Origin of the sequence: Actinomadura sp. B10D3, assembly GCF_039871695.1 — a bacterium.
Classification (GTDB): domain Bacteria; phylum Actinomycetota; class Actinomycetes; order Streptosporangiales; family Streptosporangiaceae; genus Spirillospora; species Spirillospora madurae.
Window position 1 is genome coordinate 114,950 of record NZ_JBDPLY010000018.1, and the last position, 23,366, is coordinate 138,315.

The following is a 23,366-nucleotide window of genomic DNA, read 5'->3' on the forward strand; positions in this document are numbered from 1 at the left end:
CGCGGCGGCGCGGTCCAGCTCGGCGTTCATGTTCGGCTCTCCTCCATGTCCGGGCCACCGGACTCCGCCGTCCAGGCGACGACGTGCCCGTCGACTTCGCGTGTCTCCACGGTGGTGACCGTGCCGCCGGCCGCGATCAGCAGCCGTTCGGCGTCGGCGACGGTCACGACCAGCTCGGGGCGGTCCGCTCCGGCGCCCAGCGCCCGCAGCACCGCCTGCTTGGCCGCGCGGACCCGCGCGTTCCTCTCGTCCTGCACGAGGGCGATGCCGGCCGGCACCCGGCCCGGTCGCACCAGGGCCGCGCCCAGCTCGTCGTCCGAGGCGACGGCGACCGTCAGCGGCTCGTCGAACGGTCCCGTCACCTGCGGGCCGAGGGGGCCGTCCCGGACGGTGAGCTCCGCCGCGAACAGGGGCCCGTGGCCGTCGCTCCACAGGTGGTGCCGGACGGCGTCCTTGGCCGCCATCCGTCCGAGGAGCCACGGCCCCTGCGCGTAGGACGGGAGCGCCTCGTACTCGGCTCGTTCGCTCGCGCACAGGTACTGGCGCATCAGCAGGTCACGGGACGCGCTGCCGTCCCAGCGCCGGCGGGCCAGGCACCAGCCGCCCGGTTGCGGTTCCCCCGTTCCCGACACCTCGGGGGTGAACTTCATCCGCCAGAGGGCTTCGTCGGTGTAGAAGCGGTGCGTCGTCCATCCGTCGATGCGGGCCCACACCGTGCCGTTGTCCCGGACCAGTTCCGCAGAGCAACGCATGGTCGTATCGGTCAGGGACTGGTTCCAGACCGTCGCCTCCAGGTGTTCACCCGGGGGCGGCAGCGGCCCGTAGAGGGAGAGCCGTTCGATCCCTACCGGGAACACCGTCTGGTTGGTGTCGCCGTAGACCTGGAGCCAATGGGCGCACAGTTGCCCCGCGCTGTCTATGAGCGCGCCCGGCGTGGGCAGAGAGGTCAGGACGGCGCGCACGCCGTCCTCCGCGAGCGCGGTGATCTCGCTGATGCCGCGGAAGAGCGGCCCCTGGAACATCCAGCGTTCCTCGTAGAGCCGTTCGGCGGTGACGATGGGCGGCCCTTCGATGGTGAGCGAGGTGTGGTCGGGTGCGGGCGGCATCGGGTAGTGCCCGGCGAGCAGGACCGTCCCGTCGGCGTGGCCCTCGACGACGACCTTCACCTTGCGCGGCCGGCCGCCCTCGCCGACGACATGGGCGCGGACGCGCGCCGCTGTCGGCGGGGCCGCGACGATCCAGCGGACCGCGCGGACGTCCTCGAACCCGGCGACCACCAGGTCCGGGACAAGTTCGCGCGCGGCGCCCGCCATGGTCTCCAGCAGCGTGGCCAGCGGGACGATGGGGAACCGGTCCGACATGTCCGGCCAGTTCGGCGGCTGGGGGACGACGCAATGGTGGGCCAGGTAGGGCATCGCGTCGAGCGAGAAGACGCGGGAGGCGTCCAGCTCCGCCGCCACCGGGGATCCGCCCGTCTGCGGCACCCGCGCTCCAGGCGGGTCCGTCTCCGGCGGGTCCGGCTCGGGTGCGCCCGCCGGCGCCGTCCGGCCGCCGTACGCCTCCACCACGGACTGCGCCCCGCTCGCGGCGTCGTCGAGCAGCGCCTCCAGCTCCGCGAGGACGGGATCACCGGGCGGCAGCGTCGGCTCCCCGGGCGTGAGCCGGATCGGCGGCACCGCCCCGTCCAGCGTGACCAGCGGCGTGCCGAGGTCGAGGCGCATCCCCGCGACCGGCGGCGGGGACGGCGGGGCCGCGCCGTAGCCCTCCGCCCAGAGCGCGGCGACGACGCGGCGGAGCTGGGCCATCCCGTCGCGTTTCGGTACGTTGACGGCCATCGCGAGGTGCTCGCGGCCGCCGAGCCGGTCGGCGACGAACCCGGTCAGGCTCCCCGGTCCCACCTGCACGAACGCGCGCACGTGCGCCGCGCCGTACAGCTCCTCGACCAGCTCGCCGAACCGGACCGGTTCGAGCAGGTGGCGGACGGCGAGGTCCCGCGCGTCGGGCGCGGACCGCGGGAACGGCGCGACCGCCGTCGCCGACCACACCGGGACGCGGGGCTCGTGGACCGCCAGTGCCTCGAAGGCGTGCCTCACCTGCTTCTCGAAGGCTTCGGCGAGCGGGGTGTGGAAGCCCGTCGCGAACGGGAGCTCCTGCCCGAGCACCCCCTCCGACGCCAGCCGGGCGAGGATCTCGCGGATCTCGCCGCGCCCGCCGCAGATCACCGACTGGTGCGGGCAGTTGTCGTGGCTGACGAAGACGCCGGGCCGCCCGCCGGCCGCCTCCCGCGCCTGCGCCGCGCCGCAGCCGAGCGCCGCGTACACGATGTCGGGGACGTCCGGGACCTCGCCGTCGAGCGCCTCGATGAGCGCGGCGGCCTGTTCCGGCTCGTACAGCCCCGCGACGGTCGCCGCCGTCCACTCGCCGAGGCTGTGGCCCGCCACGGCGTCCGGCTCCACGCCCAGCTCGGCGAGCGCCGCGGCGAGCAGGCTCCCGGTCCGGATCGCGTCGCCGGCGTGCCCGATGAGGTCGGTGCGGCCGGTGAGCCGGGCCTTCGGGAGCCCGAAATGCTCGGCGACGTCGTCCACCCGCGGGTCGAAGGCGGGCTCGAAGCCGGGGAAGAGGAACGCGAGCCGCCCGCCGTCCGCCAGCAGCGGGCGGGGCGAGAACCACACGTCGCTCCGGCCGCGCCAGGCGCTCCCGCGTTGGACGACCGCCCGTGCCAGGTCCAGCCTGCGCGGCGTGGGGCCGACGATGGCGAGACGGCACGGCAGGTCCGGGACGTCGCCGGCGACCTGCGCGAGCAGGTCCTCGTCGGGGACGGCCAGCGCCTCGGCCAGCTCGTCGGTCGTGCGTGCCGCCAGCCTCAGCACGCCCTCCTCCGAGGGCGGCGTGTCGAGCCTGCGCCGCCGGGCCCGGCGGGCGGGGGGCGGCTCCCGGAGGATCACGTGGGCGTTGGCGCCGCCGAACCCGAACGCGTTGACCGCGGCCTGCCTCGGCCCGCCGTCCCGGGGCCACTCCGCGGCCTCCCGGACGAGCCGCAGGCGGCCGTCCTCCAGCGCCGGATGCGGCTCGTCCGCGTGCAGCGTCGGCGGCAGCACGCCGTCGCGCAGCGCGAACGCCGCCTTGATCAGCCCGGCCATCCCGGCGGCCGGCATCGCGTGCCCGATCATCGACTTGACCGTGCCGAGCCCGACCGGCGGGCCGGCCGTGCCGAAGACGCGGCGCAGCGTCGCGAGCTCCGCCTCGTCGCCCGCGGGGGTGCCGGTGCCGTGCGCCTCGATCAGCCCCACCGCGCCGGGCGCGGCCGGGTCGAGTCCCGCGTCCCGCCAGGCCCGCTCGAGCGCGAGGACCTGCCCGTCCACCAGCGGGCTCAGCAGGCTCGCGGCCCGTCCGTCGCTGGACGACCCGGCCCCGACGATCACCGCGATGACCGGGTCCCCGGCCCGCTGGGCGTCCCGCAGCCGCTTCAGCAGGACGACGCCCGTCCCCTCCGCGAGGAGCGTCCCGTCCGCGGACCGGTCGAACGGCCGGATCGTCTCGCTCGGGCTCAGCGCGCGCAGCCGGCTGAAGACGCTCCAGACGGTGGCGTGCTGGGCGTGGTGGACGGCCCCGGCCAGCATCGCGTCGGCCTGCCCGCTCCGCAGCGCCCGGACGGCGTGCTCGACCGCGAGCAGCGACGAGGCGCACGCCGCGTCCAGCGTGTACGCGGGACCGCGCAGGTCGAAGGCGTGGGCGATGCGGGACGCGGTGAAGCTCGGCACGAGTCCGGCCGAGGCCTCCGGGGCGTCCGGGCCCAGCCGGTCACAGAACGCCCGGCGGATCTCCGCCAGCCGCCGCTCCCCGAGCTCCGGCACCAGCTCGGCGAGGATCCCGGCGACCTGGTGCGACGTCCTGACCCGCTGGTCGAACCGCGCCACACCCGGTGTGATGTAGCCGCCGCGCCCGATGACCACGCCGATCCGGGCCCGGTCGGGCAGCCGCTCGTCGCCGCCCGCGGCGGCGATCGCGTCGCCGGCGGCGCGCAGCGCGAGGAGCTGGTCGGGCTCCATCCCGGTGACCGCCGCGGGCGTGATCCCGAACCGGGCCGGATCGAAGGTCGCCTGCTCGTCGACGAACCCGCCGCGCCGGCAGTAGAACCGGTCGCTCTCCGGTTCCCGCCCGTACGCGCCGGGGTCGTAGTAGAGCGCGGGGTCCCACCGGCCGGGCGGCACGTCGGTGATCGCGTCGAATCCGGCGAGGACGTTGCGCCACAGCTCGGCCGCCGATCCCGCGCCGGGGAACACGGCCCCCGCGCCGACGATCGCGATCGGCTCCCGGGCGTCGTTCACCGGACGGCCCCCGTGAACACGACGTGCGTCTCGTCCCCGTGCGCGATCTCCGTGAGCAGCGCGGCGGCCGCGGCGTCCGGATCGACCGGCCCGAACCCCGGGTCCGGCGCCGCGGAGCCCGGCCACGGACCGCAGTCGGCGGCGAGCACCCGGCCGCGCAGCCGGGTCCGCCACACGTGCGCGAGCGTGCCGCACGCCTCGGCCGCGGCGGCGGGCCCGGCCTGCCCCCGCCCGCCGTGCGCGCCGTTGGTGCCGCCGAGGACGACGAAGAACTCCAGGTCGGACCGGACCGCCTGGACGAGCGCGGCGGCGCCGTCCACCCTGGTCCGGTACGCCTGCTCGAACGCCCCGGGCGCCGTGTCGCGGACGGGCCGGCCCGCGGCGCGCCCGGCGCCGTGGATCACCCCGTCCAGCCGCTCGTGGCGCTGGTAGACGGCGCCGACGACGTTCCGCACGGCGTAGGGGTCCCGCACGTCACCGGAGTGGTACCGGACGGAGGCCGCGTGCTCCCGCAGCGCCGCCAGGTTCCGGCGCGTCTCCCGTCCCGCCAGCACCCGGCGGATCGTCGTCTCGATCTCCTCCGGGCCGGCCTCGCCGCGCGCCACCAGCGCCCGGCGCAGGGCGGCCTCGTCCCCGGCCTCGGGGAACTCCGGCTCCCCGGCGGGTTCCGGGGCGCGTCCCATGATCTCGATGTGGCACCCGCTGGTCCGGGCCAGCTCCAGCGCGACGCGGGCGGTCATGCCGCGCGCTCCCCCGGTCAGCAGGACGACGCCGTCCGGCCCGAGGTCCAGGCCGCCCTCCGCGTGCAGGTCGGCGGGCACCGGCCCCAGCCCGTGCCGGAGGTCGCCCTCGTGGCCGACGGCGACCGGCCCGTCCGGGGTCAGCAGCTCGGCGAGGATCTGCCGGGCGATCTCGCGCGGGGTGTTCTTGGTGTCGGTGTCCAGCGCGCGGACGAGCACCTCGGGGTACTCGTGCGCGATCACCGTCGCCAGCCCGCGGAGCCCGGCCCCCGGCGCGGGGTCCCCCGCGCCGCGGCCCTCGAACCGCCGGCCGAACGTGCCGCCGGCCCCGCCGGCGAAGACGAGCCAGCGCAGCCCGCCGTCCAGCGCCCGCCGGACGCCCGCGAACGCCTCCGGCAGCACGCCCGCCGCCCCGGGACGCAGCGCCGCCAGATGGACGAGGCCGTCGCAGGGCTCGTCGACGTCCGTCGGGGTCCGCACCTGCGCGCCGTGCCTCTCCAGCATGCCCGCCAGTTCCAACGCGATGCCGCATCCGTCGTCCACGACGAGGAAGCGCCTCCCGGCGAAGGACGTCCCCGAGTCGGGCGGCGCCGGGAGCGGGTCCAGGTCGGCGAACCGCATGACGTGCCGCACGAGGCCGAGCGGGACGGGCTCTTCCTCCAGGACGCCGGTCACGCCGCCCGCCGCGGTCTCCGGGGGCATGGACGGAGACGGGGACGGAGACGGGGACGGGCCGCCGGACAGCGCCGCGCTCGTCACGTGGGCGGCGGACCGTGCCTGCGGCGGGACGGCCGGAAGCGCCGGTACGGCCGGCGCGCCGAGGCGGCCCTCCAGCCAGGAGACGATCTCCCCGACGGTGGTCACGCCGGTGAGGTGATCGGGATCGGGGAGGGCGACGCCGGTGCGGTGGGCCAGCTCCCCGGCGATCACCGTGCGCCCGGCGGAGTCGATGGCCAGGTCGGCCTCCAGGTCCAGGCCGTCGCCCAGCAGGGATTCGGGGCGCCCTGTCCGGGCGCTGAGCACGGCGAGCACGGTGGCGCGGACGTCGAGCGCGGCCCCGGGCTCCTCCCCCGCCGCGGCCTCCCCCGACAAGACCTCCCCCGACAAGGCCTCACCGGCCAGAGCCTCCTCGGTCACGACAGGACGTGGCGCGGGGACGGACGGCGCCGGATCGGCCGGAGCCGGGGCGGGTGCGGGCGAGCGCCGGTCCGCCAGGTGCCGCAGGACCACCTCCCGCTGGGCGGCGATCATCTCGCGGCCCGCGCGCAGGTACTCCAGGACGGCGGCCTCGGCGGCGTCCGCGCCGGGCATGCCGATCTGCTCGGCGGGCCGCAGCGCGCCCGGCGGGTGGCCGCCGTCCGCGGTGCGGATGAGGTGGCCGCCGACCAGCCAGCCGGGCGCGGCCGCGGGAGGTCCGTCGAGCGCGCGGGCGCCGCGCCCGGCGAACAGGGGCAGCGGGTCGACCGGGACGCCGGCGGCGGCCAGCTCGGCGAGCGCGGTCAGCAGTCCGGCCAGGTCGTTCTCGCCGGGGGCGTCGCAGCTCACGGCGATGTGGGGGCGGCCGCCGAGGATCCCGCCGACGAGGCCGGTGAGGGCCCGTCCCGGACCCGCCTCAACGAAGACGCGGGCGCCCGCGTCGTACATCGCCTCGATCTGCTTTGTGAACCGGACGGGCGCGGCGAACTGCCCGGCGAGGGTGGCGGCGAGCTCGTCCGGGGCGGTGCCGTACGGGGCGGCGTTCAGGTTCGACCAGACGGGGAACGCCGGCGATCTCAGGTCGTGGCCGAGCAGGTCGGCGCGCAGGGCGTCGGACGCGCCGGCGGCGGGCGGCACGCCCTCGACAGGTGACTCGGCCGCGGCGTGGGCGGCGCTCAGCTCGACCAGGCCGGCGTCGTCGACGACCCCGGCGGCGCAGAGCGCGGTCAGCTCGCCGGCGCCGTGCCCGGCGGCGAGATCCGGGTGGACGCCGACGGCCGTGAGCAGCCGGTGGACGGCCAGCCCGGCGAGGCCGGCGGCGGGCCGGCCGACCCGCGGGTCGGCGAGCCCGGCCCGGTGCCCGCGGGAGTCCGAGCGCGTGAACGCCGCGGGCGGGTACATCGCCGCCGCGTACCGCCCGCACGCCACGCGCAGGAGGCGCTGGAGCCGCGGGAACGCGACGAACAGTCCGGCGAGCATGCCGGGCCGCGCGCCGCCCTCGCCGGGGAAGAGGAACGCGACCTGCCCCGGCTCCCGGCCGGACGCGGTGAACACGCCGGGCGCCGCGCGGAACTCCGCCGCGAGGGCGAGCTTGGCGCGCAGGTCGTCCGGTCCGGAGGCGACCAGCGCGACCTGCACCGGCCCCTCGGACGAGGCGGCGGTGCGGGCGAGGTCGCGCAGCCGGGGCCGCCCCGCGAGCAGCTCGGTGAGCCGGTCGATCTCGGCACGGGCGGCGGACCGGTCGGCCCCGCGGATCAGGAACAGCTCGGCCGGCCATTCCGCCAGCCCGGACACCGGTTCGGGCACCCCCTCGTACCCGGCGAGGACGGCGTGGAAGTCCGCGCCGCCGAGGCCGGAGGCGCTCACCCCCGCGTACCGCCCGCCCGGACGGAGGGCCCAGGGCCGGGCGGACGCGGCGAAGGCGAACGGGCCGTCCGGCGTCCACTCGGGAGCGGGGCGGGTCAGGTGCAGCGTCCCCGGCAGCACCCCGGCGTGCAGGGCGTGCGCGGTCTTGATGACCCCGGCGAGCCCCGCGGCGCTCCGCGTGTGGCCGATCTGCGACTTCACCGAGCCGAGCGTGACGGCGCCCGGCGCGGCCGGCGAGAACACCGAGGCCAGCGCGGCCAGCTCCGCCCTGTCCCCGGCCTCGGTCCCGGTGCCGTCCGCCTCGACGAGCCCGACGGCGTCGGGTGCGACACGCGCGCGCTCGTAGGCGCGTTCGAGGGCGCGCCGCCGTCCGTGCGAGCCGGGCGCGGTGAGGCCGCCGCTCGCTCCGGCGACCGCCTTGACGACCGCGTAGATCCGGTCGCCGTCGCGTTCGGCGTCCGCGAGGCGCTTGAGCACGACGCACGCGACGCCCTCGCCCGGCGCGACGCCGTCGGCGGCGGCGTCGAACGCGGCGCAGCGCCCGGACGGCGACAGGGCGCCCGCCGAGGCGAGCAGCAGGTAGTCCTGGATGCCGGTGCGCAGGTCGGCGCCGCCGCACAGCACCATGTCGCTGGTGCCGGCGGCGAGGTCCTTGCAGGCGGCGTCGAGGGCGGCGAGAGAGGACGCGCCGGCGGCGTCCACCGTGTGACCGGGCCCGCCGAGGTCGAGGCGGTCGGCGATCCGCCCGGCGATCGCGCTGGTGAGCACCCCCGGGAGGGAGCCGCCGGACGGGCGCGGCAGCCGCTCGTCCAGGCCCTGCGGGACCTCGCCGTAGTAGGACGGGAGCGTCGCCCGCACCCCGTACGCGGTGCCGAGGTCGCCGCCGCCCTCCGCGCCGAAGACCACCGATGTGCGGGACCGGTCGAACGGGCGGTCGCCGTATCCCGCGTCCGCCAGGGCCCGGGACGCGACCTCCAGGGAGAGCAGCTGCACCGGGTCGATGCCGCCGAGGACATGGGGCGGGATCCCGTACGCGGAGGCGTCGAACGGGATCTCGGGGATGAACCCGCCCCACTTCGACGGCGTCCTGCCCTCCTCGTCCGGGGAGTAATGGACCTCGGGGTCCCACCGGGTGACCTCGGTGACCGCGTCGACACCGCCGACGATGTTCGCCCAGTACTCCTCGGCGTCGCGCGCGCCCGGGAAGACGCACCCCATGCCGATGATCGCGATGTCGGCCGCGGGCCCGGCGGCCGGCGCCGCGTCCGGTCCGGCGATGCCCAGCTCGGCGGCGCGGTCGGCCAGGAAGGCCGTCGCGCCGGAGGTGATCTGGTCGTGCAGGGCGACGATGGTGGTCGTGGACGAGCGGAGGGCGGCGGCCTGCCCGAGCGGGAACATGCCCTCCGCCCGCTGGACGGCGGCGTCCACCGGCGTGCTGCGGCGCATGCCCTTGCTCGCGACGCGCAGGCGGCCGAGGTTCAGCTTCTCCAGGCGGCGCCACACCTCCGGCGTGGGCGTCCCGACCTGCTCCAGCTCGCGGCGGGTCTCCTCGAACGTCCGGACGTAGGGGGTGCGGGCGCAGCGGGTCGCGTGCCCGGGGAACGTCTCCAGCAGGACCGTCGCGCCGCAGCCGAGCGCGACCTCCTGGAAGCACGGCGGGATCGCTCCGGCCGCGACCGCCTCCGTGGTGAACAGGTACGCGGTGCCCATCAGGACGCGGACGCCGGCGCCGCGCTCGGCGAGCGGCCCGGCGAGCGCGGCGACCATCGCGGCGGACCGCTCGTCGTGGACGCCGCCCGCGAACATCACCGACAGCTCCGCCGCGTCCCCGTCGAACGCCATCAGCCGCTCGACCTGCGCCTCCCACAGCGGGAAGCTCGCGCGCCGCCCGGCGTGGCCGCCGCACTCGGCGCCCTCGAACACGAACCTGCGCGCACCCTCGGCGAGGAACCGGTCGAGCAGCTCCGGGGACGGGACGTGCAGGTACGCGCCGATCCCGTCGGCCTCCAGCGGCGCGGCCTGCGCCGGGCTCCCGCCGGCGATGATCGCGTACGCCGGCCCGGCCTCCCGGACGGCCGCGATCTGCGCGTCCAGCAGCTCCGGCGGCGCGAACCCGAGGAGCCCGGCGCCCCAGGGCCGTCCACCGAGCCGGTCGGCGGTGTCGCGCAGCAGCTCCCGCGCCCGGTCGCCGTCCATCAGGCCGAGCGCGAGGAACGGCAGCCCGCCGTCCTGCGCGACCGCGCCCGCGAACGCGGAGCCGTCGCTGATGTGGATCATCGGCTTCTGCGCGGCGACCGGTTCCCCGCGCGCCGCGAGCGGCTCGGCCGCGACGGCGGCGCGCAGGTGCGTCTCGATGTGCTCCCGGACGGCCCGCACCACTCCCCCGGCCGTCCGGTACCGTCCGGCGAGCGCGGCGGCGAGCGGCGCGTCCTGCCCCACGGGCAGCGGCCCCCGCCCGGCGGCGCGGCTCGGCTCGTGCGGGCCGGTGCGGTGGCCGTCCACGACGGCGGTCTCGGTGCCGTCCATCGCCGTCAGCGCGGCCGCGACCCCGGCGGGCAGGTCCGTCTCGCGGACGAGCGCGAGCTGCACGTCGAGGACGACCCCGGACGCGCCCCCGGCCACCGCCGCCGCGGCGGTGTGCGGGCCGATCCCGCCCGCCGCGAACACCGGGACGTCCAGCTCGGCCAGCAACTCCTGGAGCAGCACGAACGTGGTCGGCTCGCCGACCCGCCCGCCGGCCTCGGCGCCCCGCGCGATGATCCCCACATCGCCGGTGAGGGCGCCGGCCGCGGTGATCGCCGTGCGCGCCTCGTCCAGGCCGACCGCCTCGACCAGGAGGCGGCGCCCGCGGGCGAACCCGGCGACGTCCAGGGAACCGTCCGCGTCCAGGCAAGGCGCGTCGAGCAGGACGGTGCCGACCGCGGGCGGCAGGTCATCGGGCCGGACCCGGCACCCGGCCGGCACGCGGACCCCGAACGGGCCCGTCCACCAGCGGCGCGCGTCGTCGAGCGCGGCGCCCCCGGCCGCGCGGTCGGTGCCGAGGTCGAGGACCCCGGTGCCGCCCGCGCGCGCGACGGCCACCGCGAGATGCGGCGCGGGACGGCCGAACGGGGTGACCCCGATGATCTCGGCTCGGGACCGGCCGCCGTGCGCGGTACCGCCCCCCGTCATGTCCCGCCCGCCGTCCTGCCCTCGTGCGCCGCCATGCCTGCCCCCCGACGTCCCGCGCGGCCCGGCCGTGGCCGGCGCGGTTCCGCAACAACGGTGCGCCACACTACGGTCGGCGACGGCCCGATCACCGGGGCGACACACCCGGGGGCGCGTTGATGGCGGCCCGGCGAAGGAGTCTGGAACGTCTTTTGACGTGCGGGAGGGCCCGGCCGGGGTCAGAGGGTGGCGGCGGCGCGCTGCGCGCGGATGCCGTGCCTGACGATGCCCTCGTCGAGCCACCGGTCCAGGTGCCGCCAGGTGGTCGCCTTGGCGGAGCGCCCGGTCAGCACGTCAAGGTGGCCGCCGCTCGCGATCTCGAACCGCACCTGCGGCGCCCCGCGCAGCAGCCGGACGAGCGGCCGGACGGCCCGTACCGGCGCGAGCGGGTCGCCGCGCCCGGCGATGGCCAGAACCGGCACGCCCACCCTGCCGAGATCGACCGTCCGCCCATTGATCTCGATGCCGCCCGCCAGCAGCGCGCCGTCCCGGGAAAGGGCATGGTAAATCTGCCGTGCGGCGCGTCCCGGATAGGACAGCAACGCGCCGGCGAAATGATCGAGCGCCTCAATCTGTGCGAGAAAGTCGGCATTGTCGAGGTTGATTATCGTCCGGTAGGGGCGCAGCAGGTAGGTGTCGATGCCGGCGAGCCCGGGGGCCCGCTCGCGCAGCGGCGGCGCCGCGGCCCGCACCGCGCGGGCGTCGGCCGGCGCGGCGATCGCGGCGACGGACGCGATCGGCAGCCCCGGATCGGCCGCGGCGGTCAGCAACGCGAAGATCCCGCCGAGGCACCAGCCGACGAGCTGGACCGGCTGCCCGCCCGCGTCCGCGCTGACCGCCCGGACCGCGCGCGGCAGCACGTCCTGGACCCACTCCCCGATGCCCAGGTCAGGGCCGCTCTCCCGGGCCGGCCCCGGGTCGAGCAGGTAGCTGCGCCGCCCGGCCCGGACGACGTGCTCGGCGAGGCTGCACCCCCGGCGCAGATCGAAGCAGCGCGCCGGGGCCGCGGGCGGCGGGACGAACAGCACCGGCGGGCCGGCCGGCACCAGCCCGTCCGGCGGCCGGTAGCGGTACACCGACCCCCCGGGGCCGTCGCCGACCATCTCCGCCGGCATCGGCCGCAGGTCGGCGATGTGGCCGTACAGCGCGAGCTGGAGAAGATTGGACGTGGCGGCTCGCAGGCCTCGCGGGGTGAGGATCATTTCGCCATTATCCATCCGCATTAGACGACCGCACCGGGCGCGCAATGGCCTAAGGCGGCCCCCACGCACTCCCGTATTCCTACCCTGGTCGCGGTACGGCCGAAATCGACCGCTTGTGAAGCCTTCGTTAAATCGGATTGACAGCGCGGGCCGGACGTGGACCGGCGCGGGTCTCGCGCACGCCCGGCCACGTCGCGCATAATGATGATCACAGTCCGTGGCGGCCGTGCCGCGGGCAGGCGTCCAGGCGGTGCGTGATGGCGACGCTCAACCCGGCGAGGGGGCGGTTCCGGATCCCCCCGCTCCGCTGGGGCTCCGCCACGCGCACCGGACCGGAGCCCGTGCGCGACGCCCTCGCGCCCCTGCTCGCCGCCCACCGCGCCGCCTACCCGGGCGCCGCCCTCCCCGGCACCGCCGAGGCCGGCCTGCTGCGCGGCTACACGGTCGCCGAGCGCATGCACCGGGGCCAGCTCCGCAAGTCCGGCGCCCCGTACATCACCCATCCGCTGGCCGTCGCGATGATCCTCGCCGGGATGGGCCTGGACACCACGACGCTCGTCGCGGCGCTCCTGCACGACACCGTCGAGGACACCCCGTACACGCTCGGCGAGGTCCGCGCCGACTTCGGCGACGAGATCGCCGTGCTCGTCGACGGCGTCACCAAGCTGGACGGCAGGCGCTGGGGCGACCGCGCCGAGGCCGAGACGTTCCGCAAGATCGTGCTGTCCGCGGCGGCCGACCTGCGCGTCCTGGTGATCAAGCTGGCGGACCGGCTGCACAACCTGCGGACGCTGCGGTACCAGCCGGAGCACAAGCGGGCCCGCTACGCCCAGGCGTCCCACGAGCTGCTGGTCCCGTTCGCCGACCGGCTCGGCATCCACGTCCTCAAGCGGGAGATGGACGATCTCGCGTTCGCAGCCCGCGACCCGCGCGCGCACGCCGCGACGCGCGCCGCCGTCCGGGACACGCTGGGCCGGGCCGGCCGGACGTTCGGGCCCGCGGCGACCCGGCTGCGGGCCTCGCTCGCCGAGCACGGCGTCCCGGCCCGCGTGCTGGTCAGGCCGTCCCATCTGTACGCGGTCCACCAGTCGTGCGGCGGCGACCTGGCCGGGCTGCGGCCGGGCGAGGCGGCGCGGGTCCTGGTGCTGGTCGACGGCGCCGAGGCCGACTGCTACATCGCGCTCGGCGCCGTCCACGCGGCGCTGCACCCCGTCGCGGGGCAGGTCCGCGACTTCATCGCGATGCCGAAGGACAACCTGTACCGGTCGCTGCACACCCGGGTGATCGGTCCGGACGGCGACCCGTTCGAGGTGATCATCCGAACCGGCGCGATGCACCCGGTCGCCGAGTACGGCATCGTCGCGCACATCAGGGACGCGGGCGGCGACACCGCCACCACCGTCGCGGGCCGCCGCGACCTGGTCTGGCTGAGCCGGCTGCTGGCCTGGCAGTCCGACGCGCCGTCCGCGGAGTTCCTCGACCGGCTGCGCGCCGACCTCGCCGCCGGCCACGTCGCCGCGTTCACCACCCGCGGCGACATCGTCGCCCTGCCCGCCGGCGCGACCGCGCTCGACTTCGCCTACGCGCTCGGCCCCGGCACCGGCGACCGCTGCATCGGCGCCGTCGTCAACGGGCGGCTCGCGCCGATGTCGGTGCAGATCCGCAGCGGCAACGTCGTGGAGATCCTCACCGACCCGGCGGGCGCGCCGTCGGAGGACTGGCTGGGCTTCGCGGTGTCGGTGCCCGCCCGCGTCCGCATCCAGCAGCGGCTCGCGCTGCGGCGCGCCGAGGAGGCCGCCGCCGCCGGACGGCGCCGCCTCGCCCTGGCACTCGCCGGGCGGGAGGTCGACCTGCTCGCGGCGGAGGCGCGCGGCGACTCCCTCGCCGTCGCCCGCGACCTCGGCTTCCCCGAGGTCGACCAGATGTACGCGGCGCTGAGCACCGGCGCGCTCGGCCTCGACGACCTGCTGGCCCGGTTCGCCCGCCCCTGACCCGGCGGTTACGCTGGCCGCGAGGTGATCGCATGGCACCGTTCGAGTACGGCGTCGACGGCCCGAAGGTGATCGTGGCCGGGGTGGACGGGTCCGAGACGTCGCTGCGCGCCGGCGCCTACGCGTGGGGCCTCGCGCGCCGCGGCGGCGCCCGGCTCGTCGTCGTGCACGTGGCGCCGGTCGCCTCGCTGAGCACCCTCACCCCGGGCGGCGCGTCCGCCCTGCGCGAGACCGCCGACGAGATCGCCGCGGAGATCCGCCGGGAGCTGGAGGCGGCCGGCGAGCGGATGCGCGTGGCCTACGAGTTCGTCGCCGAGCAGGGCGACCCGTACGGCGTCCTCGCCCGCGTCGCCGACGAGGTCCGCGCGGACGCCGTGATCGTCGGCGCGTCGACCCAGGCGGGGCACCGGCTCGTCGGGTCCGTCGCGGTCCGGCTCGTCCGGACGGGACGCTGGCCGGTGACCGTGGTGCCCTGACCGGGCCGGCCCCTCAGCGGCGGGTGCGTCTGGGCGGGCCCTCCCAGGGGGACTGCCGCGAACACGCCACCACCGCGGACAGCAGCACGACCACGCCCGTCCCGCCCGCCAGGTTGACGGCGGACGTCGCGAGGGCCGCGTCGAGGGGGCCGCGCAGCACCAGCGGCAGGACGGTCAGCAGCGCGACCGCGATGCCGCCGATCCACGCGAACGCGCGGACGGGCCGCGCCGCCGACGACAGCAGCAGGTGCATCAGCGCGGTCGCCTGCACCGTCGCCGCCATCGCGCACAGCGCGTAGCTGGTCGCGGCGGACGCGGTGCCGGCGTTGTCGCCCGCGAACACCGGAACCTCGACGCCGAACATCGCCCGCAGCGCGACCACCGCGACGAACGCCAGGCCCGCGCCGACCAGCGCGGCGGAGATCCCGGCCCACCACAGCGCCCGGAACGGCCGGCGCGCATCACCGGACATCTCCTCGTGCAGGGCGACGAAGTCCTCGTACCGCCGCGCCGGCGCCTCCTGCAGACGCCGCCGCACCGTGGAGGGGCAGCGGAACGAACGTTCCAACGCCCGTGACACAGGACGGCCGGCGTGCCTGCCGGGCAGGTCGCCGGAGTACCGCCCGAACGGTGAATCGGGCATCTTCCCTCCCCCGGTGCGAACGTAGACGTGCTACCCGGCACCGATGGGCGGAACTCACCCATGCCCACCATTTTGCAGATGTTTGGCTACGTTCCCGGCTCCGGACAGCGAGAATCCCCGGGGAACGCGGGCGTTCCCCGGGGATCGTCCGGTCGTCCGTCAGACCTGGCCGGCCTTCTCCAGCGCGGCGCAGCAGGTGCCCGTGATCAGGCGGGCCACCACGTACGGGTCGACGTTGGCGTTCGGGCGGCGGTCCTCGATGTAGCCCTTCTTCTCCACCTCGACCTGCCACGGGATCCGCACCGAGGCGCCCCGGTTCGACACGCCGTAGCTGAACTCGCTCCACGGGGCCGTCTCGTGCATGCCGGTCAGCCGCCGCTCGATGTCGGCGCCGTACCCGGCGACGTGCTCCTGCGCCTTCTCGGCGAGCGCCTCGCACGCCGTGATGACCGCGTCGTAGCCCTCGCGCATGGCCTTGGTCGAGAAGTTGGTGTGCGCGCCGGCGCCGTTCCAGTCGCCCTCGACCGGCTTCGGGTCGAGCGTGGCGGCGACGTCGTGCTCCTCGGCGATGCGGTACAGCAGCCACCGGGCGATCCACATGTGGTCGCCGACCTCGATCGGCCCGGCCGGGCCGATCTGGAACTCCCACTGCCCCGGCATGACCTCGGCGTTGATGCCGGAGATCTTCAGGCCGGCCTCCAGGCAGGCGTCCAGGTGCCGCTCGACGATCTCGCGCCCGAACACCTCGTCGGCGCCCACGCCGCAGTAGTAGAAGCCCTGCGGGGCCGGGAAGCCGCGCTCGGGGAAGCCGAGGGGGCGCCCGTCCTTGAAGAACGTGTACTCCTGCTCGATCCCGTACCAGGAGTCCTGCGCCTCGTACTGCTCGGCGACCGGACGGAGCAGGGCCCGCGTGTTGGTCTCGTGCGGCGTCCCGTCCACGAGGTACACCTCGCACAGGACCAGCTTGTTGTCGCCGCCGCGGATCGGGTCGGGGCAGGAGAAGACCGGCTTCAGGACGCAGTCGGACCGGTCGCCGGGCGCCTGGTTCGTGCTGGACCCGTCGAAACCCCAGTCCGGCAGGGCGGCACCGTCCGCGAGGATCCGCGTCTTCGACCGCAGCCGCGCGGTCGGCTCGGTGCCGTCGATCCAGATGTACTCGGCCTTATAGCTCAACGTCGATCCCCTTCGTGTCCGCCGGCCGTGGGTGGTTTCGGCTCCACAGAACGTGCCAACCAGGCATTTCGCATCTGTTGCCCTTATGTGAACGCCATGTAACACGCGAGGCGACCTGCTGAGATTCTGCTCACACCCGTTCGGGCGGCCGGGGACGCGCCGTCGCCCGGCTCGCCGGGCTCGCACCACCCCGTCCCACCGTCCAGACACGAGAATCCGGCGGTCAAGGAAACCCTGGACTTCCTCAAGCGGTGATAAACACCCATCGGCTTCCCTTAAAGCCTCCGAACGTTTACGTCCATGGCAATGACGCAATGGGCCGGCCACTCCAAGATGATCGAGGAACCGTCGGCGCCACGGCGCGCTTTCGGCTCCCCATCACAGTGAACAGATTCGGGGGAATGGGATGAAGCGAATTCTCGGCGCCTCGCTCGGCACGGTCGTCGCGCTGGGCGGGCTGGCCTCCTTCGCGCCGGCCGGCCAGGCGGCGACCGCCGGCGGGAAGGGCGGGCGGACCCATGTCGTGCGGCCGGGCCACTCGATCCAGAAGGCCGTCGACCGCGCGAGGCCGGGCGACGTCATCAAGCTCAAGGCCGGCCGCTACGACGGGGGCGTCCTGATCCGCAAGCGCCTGACGATCCGCGGCGCGGGCGACAGGACCGTCGTCCGGCCGGGCCGCAAGGACCACTGCAGGAAGGCCGGGGTGCCGGGCAACGGCTTCTGCGTGGTCGGGCGGGCCAAGCACCCGGTCAGGGGCGTCACGATCAAGAGCCTGAAGGTCGAGAGGTTCAAGGACACCGGGGTCTTCGGCACCTACACCGACCGGCTGACCGTCACGCACGTCCTCGCCGCGCGGAACGGCGAGTACGGCATCGCCGAGTTCAACTCGACCCGCGGTGCGTTCGTCCACAACCGCGCGATCGACAACCGCCTCGACGCCGGCCTCTACGTCGGCGACATCAGGAACGCGCGCGGCACCGTCGTCGCCCACAATCACGCTTCGGGCAACGCGATCGGCGTGCTGGTCCGGCACGCCCGGCACGTCAAGGTCTACGGCAACAAGCTCGTCGGCAACTGCACCGGCGTCGTCCTGGCCGACGACGGCCAGAAGGGCGGCCAGGGCCACACGAAGGTCTGGAAGAACCAGGTCGAGAAGAACAACCGGTTCTGCCCGGGCCAGGGCCCGGTCCCGCCGCTCGGCGGCACCGGCATCCTGCTCTTCGGCGGCGACCACAATTCGATCGAGAAGAACACCGTGAAGGGGAACCGCGGCAAGCTGCCCTACTCCGGCGGGATCGTCCTGTTCCCGAGCCCGGCCCAGCGCCCCGCGAAGCACAACCTGATCAAGTTCAACCTCGTCCGCGGCAATGCGCCGTTCGACCTGGTCGACAACAGCGGCAGCGGCACCAACCGCTTCCGCCACAACTCCTGCGGTACCTCCAGGCCGAACGGCCTGTGCCACCGCTGACGGCACGGAACCCCCTGTTCCCGCCGGGAACAGGGGGTTCCGCCGGGCTCACTTCTTGATCAAGCTGGGCTCCGCGGCCTCGGCGGCAGGACGCGACGCCCTCCGACCAGCCCCCGAAGTGACCAGCAGCGAAGCCGCCGTCAGCGCGACACCGAGCCAGACGACGCTGGTGACGCCCAGATGGTCGGCGAACAGTCCGCCGAAGAGCGCCCCGAGCGCGATGGACGTGTTGTACGCCATGGTGTTGAGCGACATCGCGGCTTCGAACGTCTCGGGTGCGGCGGCCAGCGTCATGTTGACCTGGGACAACTGCACGACGCCGAACGACAGCCCCCACAGCACCAGCGCGACGACCGCACCGACCTGGCTACCCCCGACCGTGAGCAGCAACAACAGGGACACCACAAGCCCCACGCCCCCCACCACGAAGCTGCCCTTGAGGCTCCTGTTCACCGTGTATCCGGCGACGAAGTTCCCGACCGCACCCCCGACACCGAAGACGATCAGCACCATGGTGATGAAGAGAGCCCCGGCGGACGCCTTCTCCTCCAGGAACGGCCGCACGAACGTGTACGCCCCGAAGTGGCCGAGCACGAACAGCACGACGGTGAACAGCACCGACCGGAGCGGCACGTTCTTCAGCGGAAGGCCGAAGACCTCGCGCACCGACACGGCGTTCGCCGACGGCAGCGACGGCACCATCACGGCGACCGCGAGGAGGACCGCCAGGCTGAGGCCGGCCCAGATCAGGAACGTGGTCCGCCAGCCGGTGAGGTCTTCCAGGACCGTCCCCAGCGGTATGCCCACCACCGTGGCGATCGAGATGCCGGACATCACGACCGCGGACGCCCTGCTCGCCTGACGCTCCGGGACGAGCCGCATCGCCATGCTCACGCCGATGGCCCAGAACACCCCGCTGGCGAACCCCATGACGAGCCGCGTCGCCAAGACCAGCGGATAGTTCGGCGACACAGCCGTGACCAGGTTCCCCACGGCCAGGATGGCCAGCAGCGTGGCGAGCAGCACCCTTCGGTTGACGCGCCTCGTCCACGCCACGATGAACGTCACGCCCAGCCCGGCCGAGACGCCGTACAGCGTGACCATGAGCGCGGCGACCCCGACCGAAATGTCCAGGCTCCCGCTCAGCGGAGTGAGGAGCCCGACGGGCATCAGCTCTGTGGTGAGGAAGACGAACAGGCTCGCCGTGATGGCGGCGACCCCTCCCCAGCCCCGCAGGGCCGGACGCGAAGGTACAGTCATCAGAACCTCTCAACGTTGAAATCTTCAACGCCGAGACGTTAACAAGCTGATACCTTGACGTCAAACAGTTCAACGCTAAGGAGTTCAGGTGACCCGTGACGCCGTCGACGTCGTCCTGGAACAGTGGGCCCGCGCCCGCCCGGACCTCGACGCGTCCCCCATGGGCGTCCTCGGCCGCCTCTCCCGGCTGACCCGCATCGTCGAACGCGACCTCAAGGCCCTCTTCGACGAGTTCGGCCTGGAACGGGGCGAGTTCGACGTCCTCGCCACCCTCCGGCGCGCCGGCTCGTCCGAGGGCATGACCGCGGGCGCGCTGGCCCGCTCCTCGATGGTCACCTCGGGCGCCGTCACGAACCGCCTCGACCGGCTCGTCGCCAAGGGCTACGTCACCCGCGACGTCGACCCCGCCAACCGCCGCACGGTGATCGTCGCCCTCACCCCCAAGGGCCGCGAGCTCATCGACCGAGCCGTGGCCGCCCACGTCGAGAACGAACACCGCCTCCTGGCCGCCCTGGACGACCACCAGCAGAACGACCTGGCCGCTACTCTCCGCACCCTCCTCCTGAGCCTCGGCGACAAACCCCCGTCCGGGGACCGATGAATCCGACGAACGGACGTGGTCCACATAAAGACCACAAGCTTCGGAGGAACAGATGAAGGCCCTACCGACCGTCGTGGACACCGAGACCTGGCAACGCCACCTCGACGAACTCCGCGCCCGGGAGAAGGCCGCGACCCGCGAACTCGACGCGATCGCCGCCCAGCGCCGCCGCATGCCCGCGGTCGAGATGCCCGACTACACCCTGGAGGGCGAGGACGGCCCGGTCTCCCTGGCCGACGTCTTCGACGGCAAGTCGCAACTGATCGTCTACAACCACATGTGGTTCCCGGGCGAGACCTGGCAGTGCCCGGGCTGCACGGGCCTCACGTCGCAGTTCACGCGGCTGGAGTTCCTGGACGCCTACGACGCCAGGTTCGTCATCGTCACCCAGGGCCCGATCGACGAGGCCCTCGCCTACAAGCGCCGCGTGGGCAACAAGATGACCTGGTACTCCACCGCCAACAGCACCTTCGGCACCGACGTGGGCGCACCCCCTGGCGGCGGCTTCGCGGTCAACGTCTTCCTGCGCGACGGCGACACCGTCTACCGCACCTGGCACACCAACGGCCGCGGCACCGAGCAGCTCACCCACACCTTCGCCCTGATCGACATCCTGCCCTACGGCCGCCAGGAGGAATGGCAGGACTCCCCAGAGGGCTGGCCCCAGTCCCCCACCTACAGCCGCTGGCCAGGCTCCGAAACGATAGCCGCAGCCTACGGCCCGGACGCCAATGGGCGCTGCCGGGTCGACCGCTGCTGACCGCTGGTAAGGGAGGACGGCAATGGCCGGCGACGCGGCGCCGCGCAGGGCCGCGGCCAAGCAGGCGTTCGCCGAGCACCGCAACCTGCTGCACGCCGTAGCCTACCGAGTATTGGGCAGTGTCACCGAAGCGGAGGACGTGGTCCAGGACGCCTGGCTTCGGTGGAGCCGCGTCGAGATCGGCACCGTCGCCGATCCCGAGGGTTACCTGGTGCGGGTGGTCACGCGGCTGGCGATCGACCACCTGCGCAGTGCACGCGTGCGGCGGGAAACCTATGTCGGGCCTTGGCTGCCCGAACCGCTGCTGACTCTTCCGGATGTCGCAGACAACGTGGTGAGCGCCGATTCGGTATCGACCGCGATGCTCCTCGTCCTGGAGGCCCTGACCCCGATGGAGCGCGCCGTCTTCGTGCTGAACGAGGCGTTCGGCTACAAACACGGCGAGATCGCCGCGTTCGTCGGGCGCAGTGAGGCGAGCGTCCGGCAGATCGCGCATCGCGCCAGGAAGGCGGTCGAGGCACGCCGCCGGCGCTACGACGCTGACCCCGCGACCAGGCGGCGGGTCACCGAGCGCTTCCTGGCAGCCTGCAACGGCGGTGATCTGGAGGCTCTGCTGGAGATCCTGGCGCCGGACGTGACCATGGTCAGCGACGGCGGCGGCCTCACCGGCGCGCCACGCAAGCCGGTCCACGGGCACCGGTACGTGGCCCACGCACTGATCGTCCTCTACCAGCGCAGGCCGGGCGACGCTCGGGCTCGGGTGCTCCCGGTCAACGACGGCCCGGGAATCGTCCTGTACTCACAACGCACACCCGTGCTGACGGTCACGTTGCACCTGGTCGACGGCATGATCGACACAATTCACGTGGTCAGCAACCCAGAGAAGCTGTCGGGCGTCCACCACGCAGATCTGTCACAGATCGGAGAGTCACCTCGTCCGTGAGGCGAACAACCGCCGTCCTCACGGAAAGGACACCTTTCGTGTTCGCGACCTACGTCCTGGTCACTGTGCTCGCCGCGGCCGTCAACGGCCTGGCCGCCATCGCCAACTTCATCGGCCACCCGTACCCGCAGAGCCAGGCGGACAAATTGCGCGTGCCCCGGACCTGGATGCTCCCACTGGGCACCCTACTGGCGGCGGGGGCGCTCGGGCTGGTGACCGGGTTCGCCGTACCGCCGCTGGGCACGCTCGCGGCCACCGGCCTGGTGCTGTACTTCCTCGGCGCGTTCGTGGTCCACCTGCGGGCCCGCGACTACCATCTCGGCGCTTGGTCCGTGTTCTTCTCCCTAGATGTGGCAGCCCTAACCCTCAACGCGACCCACCACGGCCTCTAAACCCCGCAGAGAGCCTTAACAATCCCGCCCCAAGAGGCGCGACCGCTCATGGCACGAACCCCCTGTTCCGGTGATCGGGAACAGGGGGTTTTCGCTGGTGGGCGCGGCAGGTTTCGAACCTGCGACTCCTCGCTTGTAAGGCGAGTGCTCTACCCCTGAGCTACGCGCCCTGGTGCCGGGAAAGCGTACCTGGTTCTGGAGGGGCTTCGCGAAACGGTCAGGGGAGGGCGCCGAGGGTCTTGAGGGCCAGGCGCATCAGGGGCGGGTGGGCGAGGCCGTGGCGGGTGGCCAGGCGCATGGCGCGGGGGTCGTCGATGGCGCGGGTGAAGGCGCGGCCGAGAGTCGGGGTGGTCGGTGCGGAGGAGGGCCACGCCGGGCGTTGCAGGTGCCGTCGCCCATGCCGAAAATCTCGCGGACGGCGCGGGGCGTGAGGCCGTCGCCGCAGATCTTCTCGCGGGGGAAGGACGTCTTCTCCAGGACGAGGACGTCCAGGCCCGAGCGGGCGAGGTGGGTCGCGGCGGCGGATCCGGCCGGGCCCGCGCCGACCACGATGACGTCGTGCATCACAGGTGTCGGTTGAACCAGTCGGCGGCCTGCGTGGTGACCTCTTCGAGCGCGCCCGGCTCCTCGAAGAGGTGGCCCGCGCCGGAGACGACGTGTATCTCGGAGTTCTCCAGGCTCTGGGCCGCCCCCCGGTTCAGCTCCAGGACCTCGGTGTCCCGGCTGCCGACGATCAGCAGGACGGGGGCCCGGACACGGGGCAGGGACGGGCCCGCGAGGTCGGGGCGCCCGCCGCGGGAGACCACCGCGCCGATCTGAGGGCGGGCCGCGGCGGCGGCGAGGGCGGCGGCGGCGCCGGTGCTCGCGCCGAACAGGCCGATGCGGAGCCCCGCGGTGTGGGGGGCGGATTCGAGGCCGTCCGCGAGCGCGTCGATCGCGCCGATGAGGCGGAGGGTGAGCATTTCGATGTCGAAGCGGAGGGCGGCCGTGACGCGGTCGATCTCGTCCTCGTGCTCGGTGAGGAGGTCGATGAGGAGGGTGCCGATGCCGGCGGCGTTGAGGCCCTGGGCGACCGCGCGGTTGCGGGGGCTGTGCCGGGAGCTGCCGCTGCCGTGAGCGAAGAGGACGGCGCCCGTCGCGGCGTCCGGGATGGTGAGGTCGCCTCCGAGCTCGGCGTCCGGCAGCTTCAGCGTGATCATGTGTTGGGCGGTTCGGCGCTGATGTCGGCGAGGGCGGAGCGCTCGTCGCGCTGGACGGCGAGGTCGCCGATCGAGACCATGCCGATCGGGCGGTCGCCGTCGACGACCGGGAGGCGGCGGACGGCGTGCCGCCGCATGAGGCGGACGGCGGCGTCGGCGTCCTCCCCGGGCGTGATCGTGATCATGTTGGTGGAGCAGATCTCGGCGACCTTGGTGGCGGCCATGTCGCGCTGGGCGGCGACGGCGCGGACGACGATGTCGCGGTCGGTGACCAGGCCCCGGAGGCGGCCCTCGTGGACGACCAGGACGTCGCCGATGCCGTGCCGGCGCATCAGGTCGCCGACCTCCACCAGGCTGGTGTCCGGGGACACCGCCACCGGCACCGGCGTCATCACTTCGTTCACCTTCTGGGCCATGCGGA

Annotated in this window: 15 protein-coding genes, 1 tRNA gene and 1 pseudogene; 7 read left to right on the forward strand and 10 right to left on the reverse strand. The window is 74.4% G+C overall.

Annotated features, from left to right (window positions below):
* Positions 1–26: 26 nt before the first annotated feature.
* From ABGB11_RS25580 to ABGB11_RS25590, 3 genes are all read right to left on the reverse strand, one after another.
* Entirely contained in the window at positions 27–4,328 is a 4,302-nt protein-coding gene (locus ABGB11_RS25580; RefSeq protein ID WP_347636589.1) for a beta-ketoacyl synthase N-terminal-like domain-containing protein, read from the reverse strand.
* A complete protein-coding gene (locus ABGB11_RS25585; RefSeq protein ID WP_347636591.1) occupies positions 4,325–10,801 on the reverse strand; it encodes an SDR family NAD(P)-dependent oxidoreductase in 6,477 nt (2,158 codons plus the stop codon). Before ABGB11_RS25585 ends, ABGB11_RS25580 begins: the two co-directional genes overlap by 4 nt.
* A 215-nt stretch (positions 10,802–11,016) precedes the next feature.
* Positions 11,017–12,039 carry an alpha/beta fold hydrolase gene (locus tag ABGB11_RS25590; RefSeq protein WP_347636592.1) on the reverse strand — a complete coding sequence of 341 codons (1,023 nt, stop codon included), beginning with the start codon at positions 12,037–12,039 and terminating at the stop codon, positions 11,017–11,019.
* Positions 12,040–12,296: 257 nt separating this feature from the next.
* Between ABGB11_RS25590 and ABGB11_RS25595 the strand changes: the two genes are divergently transcribed.
* Positions 12,297–14,030, forward strand: a complete 1,734-nt coding sequence (locus ABGB11_RS25595) for an HD domain-containing protein (protein ID WP_347636593.1) — start codon at positions 12,297–12,299, stop codon at positions 14,028–14,030.
* 32 nt (positions 14,031–14,062) lie between these two features.
* Positions 14,063–14,506 carry a universal stress protein gene (locus ABGB11_RS25600; RefSeq protein WP_347636595.1) on the forward strand — a complete coding sequence of 148 codons (444 nt, stop codon included), beginning with the start codon at positions 14,063–14,065 and terminating at the stop codon, positions 14,504–14,506.
* Between the two features lie 13 nt (positions 14,507–14,519).
* On the opposite strand, the gene ABGB11_RS25605 is transcribed toward ABGB11_RS25600, so the two are convergent.
* Together ABGB11_RS25605 and glnII are read right to left on the reverse strand one after the other, a co-directional pair.
* Positions 14,520–15,149, reverse strand: coding sequence for a hypothetical protein (locus ABGB11_RS25605; RefSeq protein WP_347636596.1), 630 nt, complete (start codon positions 15,147–15,149; stop codon positions 14,520–14,522).
* A 159-nt stretch (positions 15,150–15,308) separates the two neighbouring features.
* Positions 15,309–16,322 (reverse strand): glutamine synthetase, encoded by a 1,014-nt coding sequence (gene glnII, locus ABGB11_RS25610; protein ID WP_347636597.1) that lies wholly within the window; start codon positions 16,320–16,322, stop codon positions 15,309–15,311.
* A 406-nt stretch (positions 16,323–16,728) separates the two neighbouring features.
* Here glnII and ABGB11_RS25615 point away from each other — a divergent pair, with 406 nt between their 5' ends.
* Positions 16,729–17,790 carry a right-handed parallel beta-helix repeat-containing protein gene (locus ABGB11_RS25615; protein ID WP_347636599.1) on the forward strand — a complete coding sequence of 354 codons (1,062 nt, stop codon included), beginning with the start codon at positions 16,729–16,731 and terminating at the stop codon, positions 17,788–17,790.
* 48 nt (positions 17,791–17,838) lie between these two features.
* Here the strand turns inward: ABGB11_RS25615 and ABGB11_RS25620 are convergent, their stop codons facing one another.
* Complete coding sequence (locus tag ABGB11_RS25620; RefSeq protein WP_347636600.1) at positions 17,839–19,050, reverse strand: MFS transporter; 1,212 nt, start codon at positions 19,048–19,050, stop codon at positions 17,839–17,841.
* 88 nt (positions 19,051–19,138) lie between these two features.
* Between ABGB11_RS25620 and ABGB11_RS25625 the strand changes: the two genes are divergently transcribed.
* The 4 genes from ABGB11_RS25625 to ABGB11_RS25640 are packed head-to-tail and all read left to right on the forward strand — an operon-like array spanning position 19,139 to position 21,746.
* Positions 19,139–19,651, forward strand: coding sequence for a MarR family transcriptional regulator (locus tag ABGB11_RS25625; RefSeq protein ID WP_347636601.1), 513 nt, complete (start codon positions 19,139–19,141; stop codon positions 19,649–19,651).
* Positions 19,652–19,703: 52 nt separating this feature from the next.
* On the forward strand, positions 19,704–20,411 hold the full coding sequence (locus ABGB11_RS25630; RefSeq protein WP_347636603.1) for a DUF899 family protein: 708 nt from the start codon (positions 19,704–19,706) through the stop codon (positions 20,409–20,411).
* Between the two features lie 22 nt (positions 20,412–20,433).
* A complete protein-coding gene (locus ABGB11_RS25635; RefSeq protein ID WP_347636604.1) occupies positions 20,434–21,354 on the forward strand; it encodes an RNA polymerase sigma-70 factor in 921 nt (306 codons plus the stop codon).
* Between the two features lie 38 nt (positions 21,355–21,392).
* Positions 21,393–21,746, forward strand: a complete 354-nt coding sequence (locus ABGB11_RS25640) for a DoxX family protein (RefSeq protein ID WP_347636605.1) — start codon at positions 21,393–21,395, stop codon at positions 21,744–21,746.
* Positions 21,747–21,841: 95 nt separating this feature from the next.
* On the opposite strand, the gene ABGB11_RS25645 is transcribed toward ABGB11_RS25640, so the two are convergent.
* The 4 genes and pseudogenes from ABGB11_RS25645 to ABGB11_RS25660 form a co-directional block, all read right to left on the reverse strand.
* Positions 21,842–21,916: transfer RNA gene (locus tag ABGB11_RS25645), tRNA-Val, on the reverse strand.
* Between the two features lie 235 nt (positions 21,917–22,151).
* Positions 22,152–22,310: pseudogene (locus tag ABGB11_RS25650) on the reverse strand (FAD-dependent oxidoreductase); the annotation flags it as partial.
* On the reverse strand, positions 22,310–22,945 hold the full coding sequence (locus ABGB11_RS25655) for a dienelactone hydrolase family protein (RefSeq protein ID WP_347636607.1): 636 nt from the start codon (positions 22,943–22,945) through the stop codon (positions 22,310–22,312). The gene ABGB11_RS25655 and the pseudogene ABGB11_RS25650, both read right to left, overlap by 1 nt.
* Complete coding sequence (locus ABGB11_RS25660; RefSeq protein ID WP_347636608.1) at positions 22,942–23,361, reverse strand: CBS domain-containing protein; 420 nt, start codon at positions 23,359–23,361, stop codon at positions 22,942–22,944. The genes ABGB11_RS25655 and ABGB11_RS25660 overlap by 4 nt, the downstream gene beginning before the upstream one ends.
* Positions 23,362–23,366 lie beyond the last annotated feature (5 nt).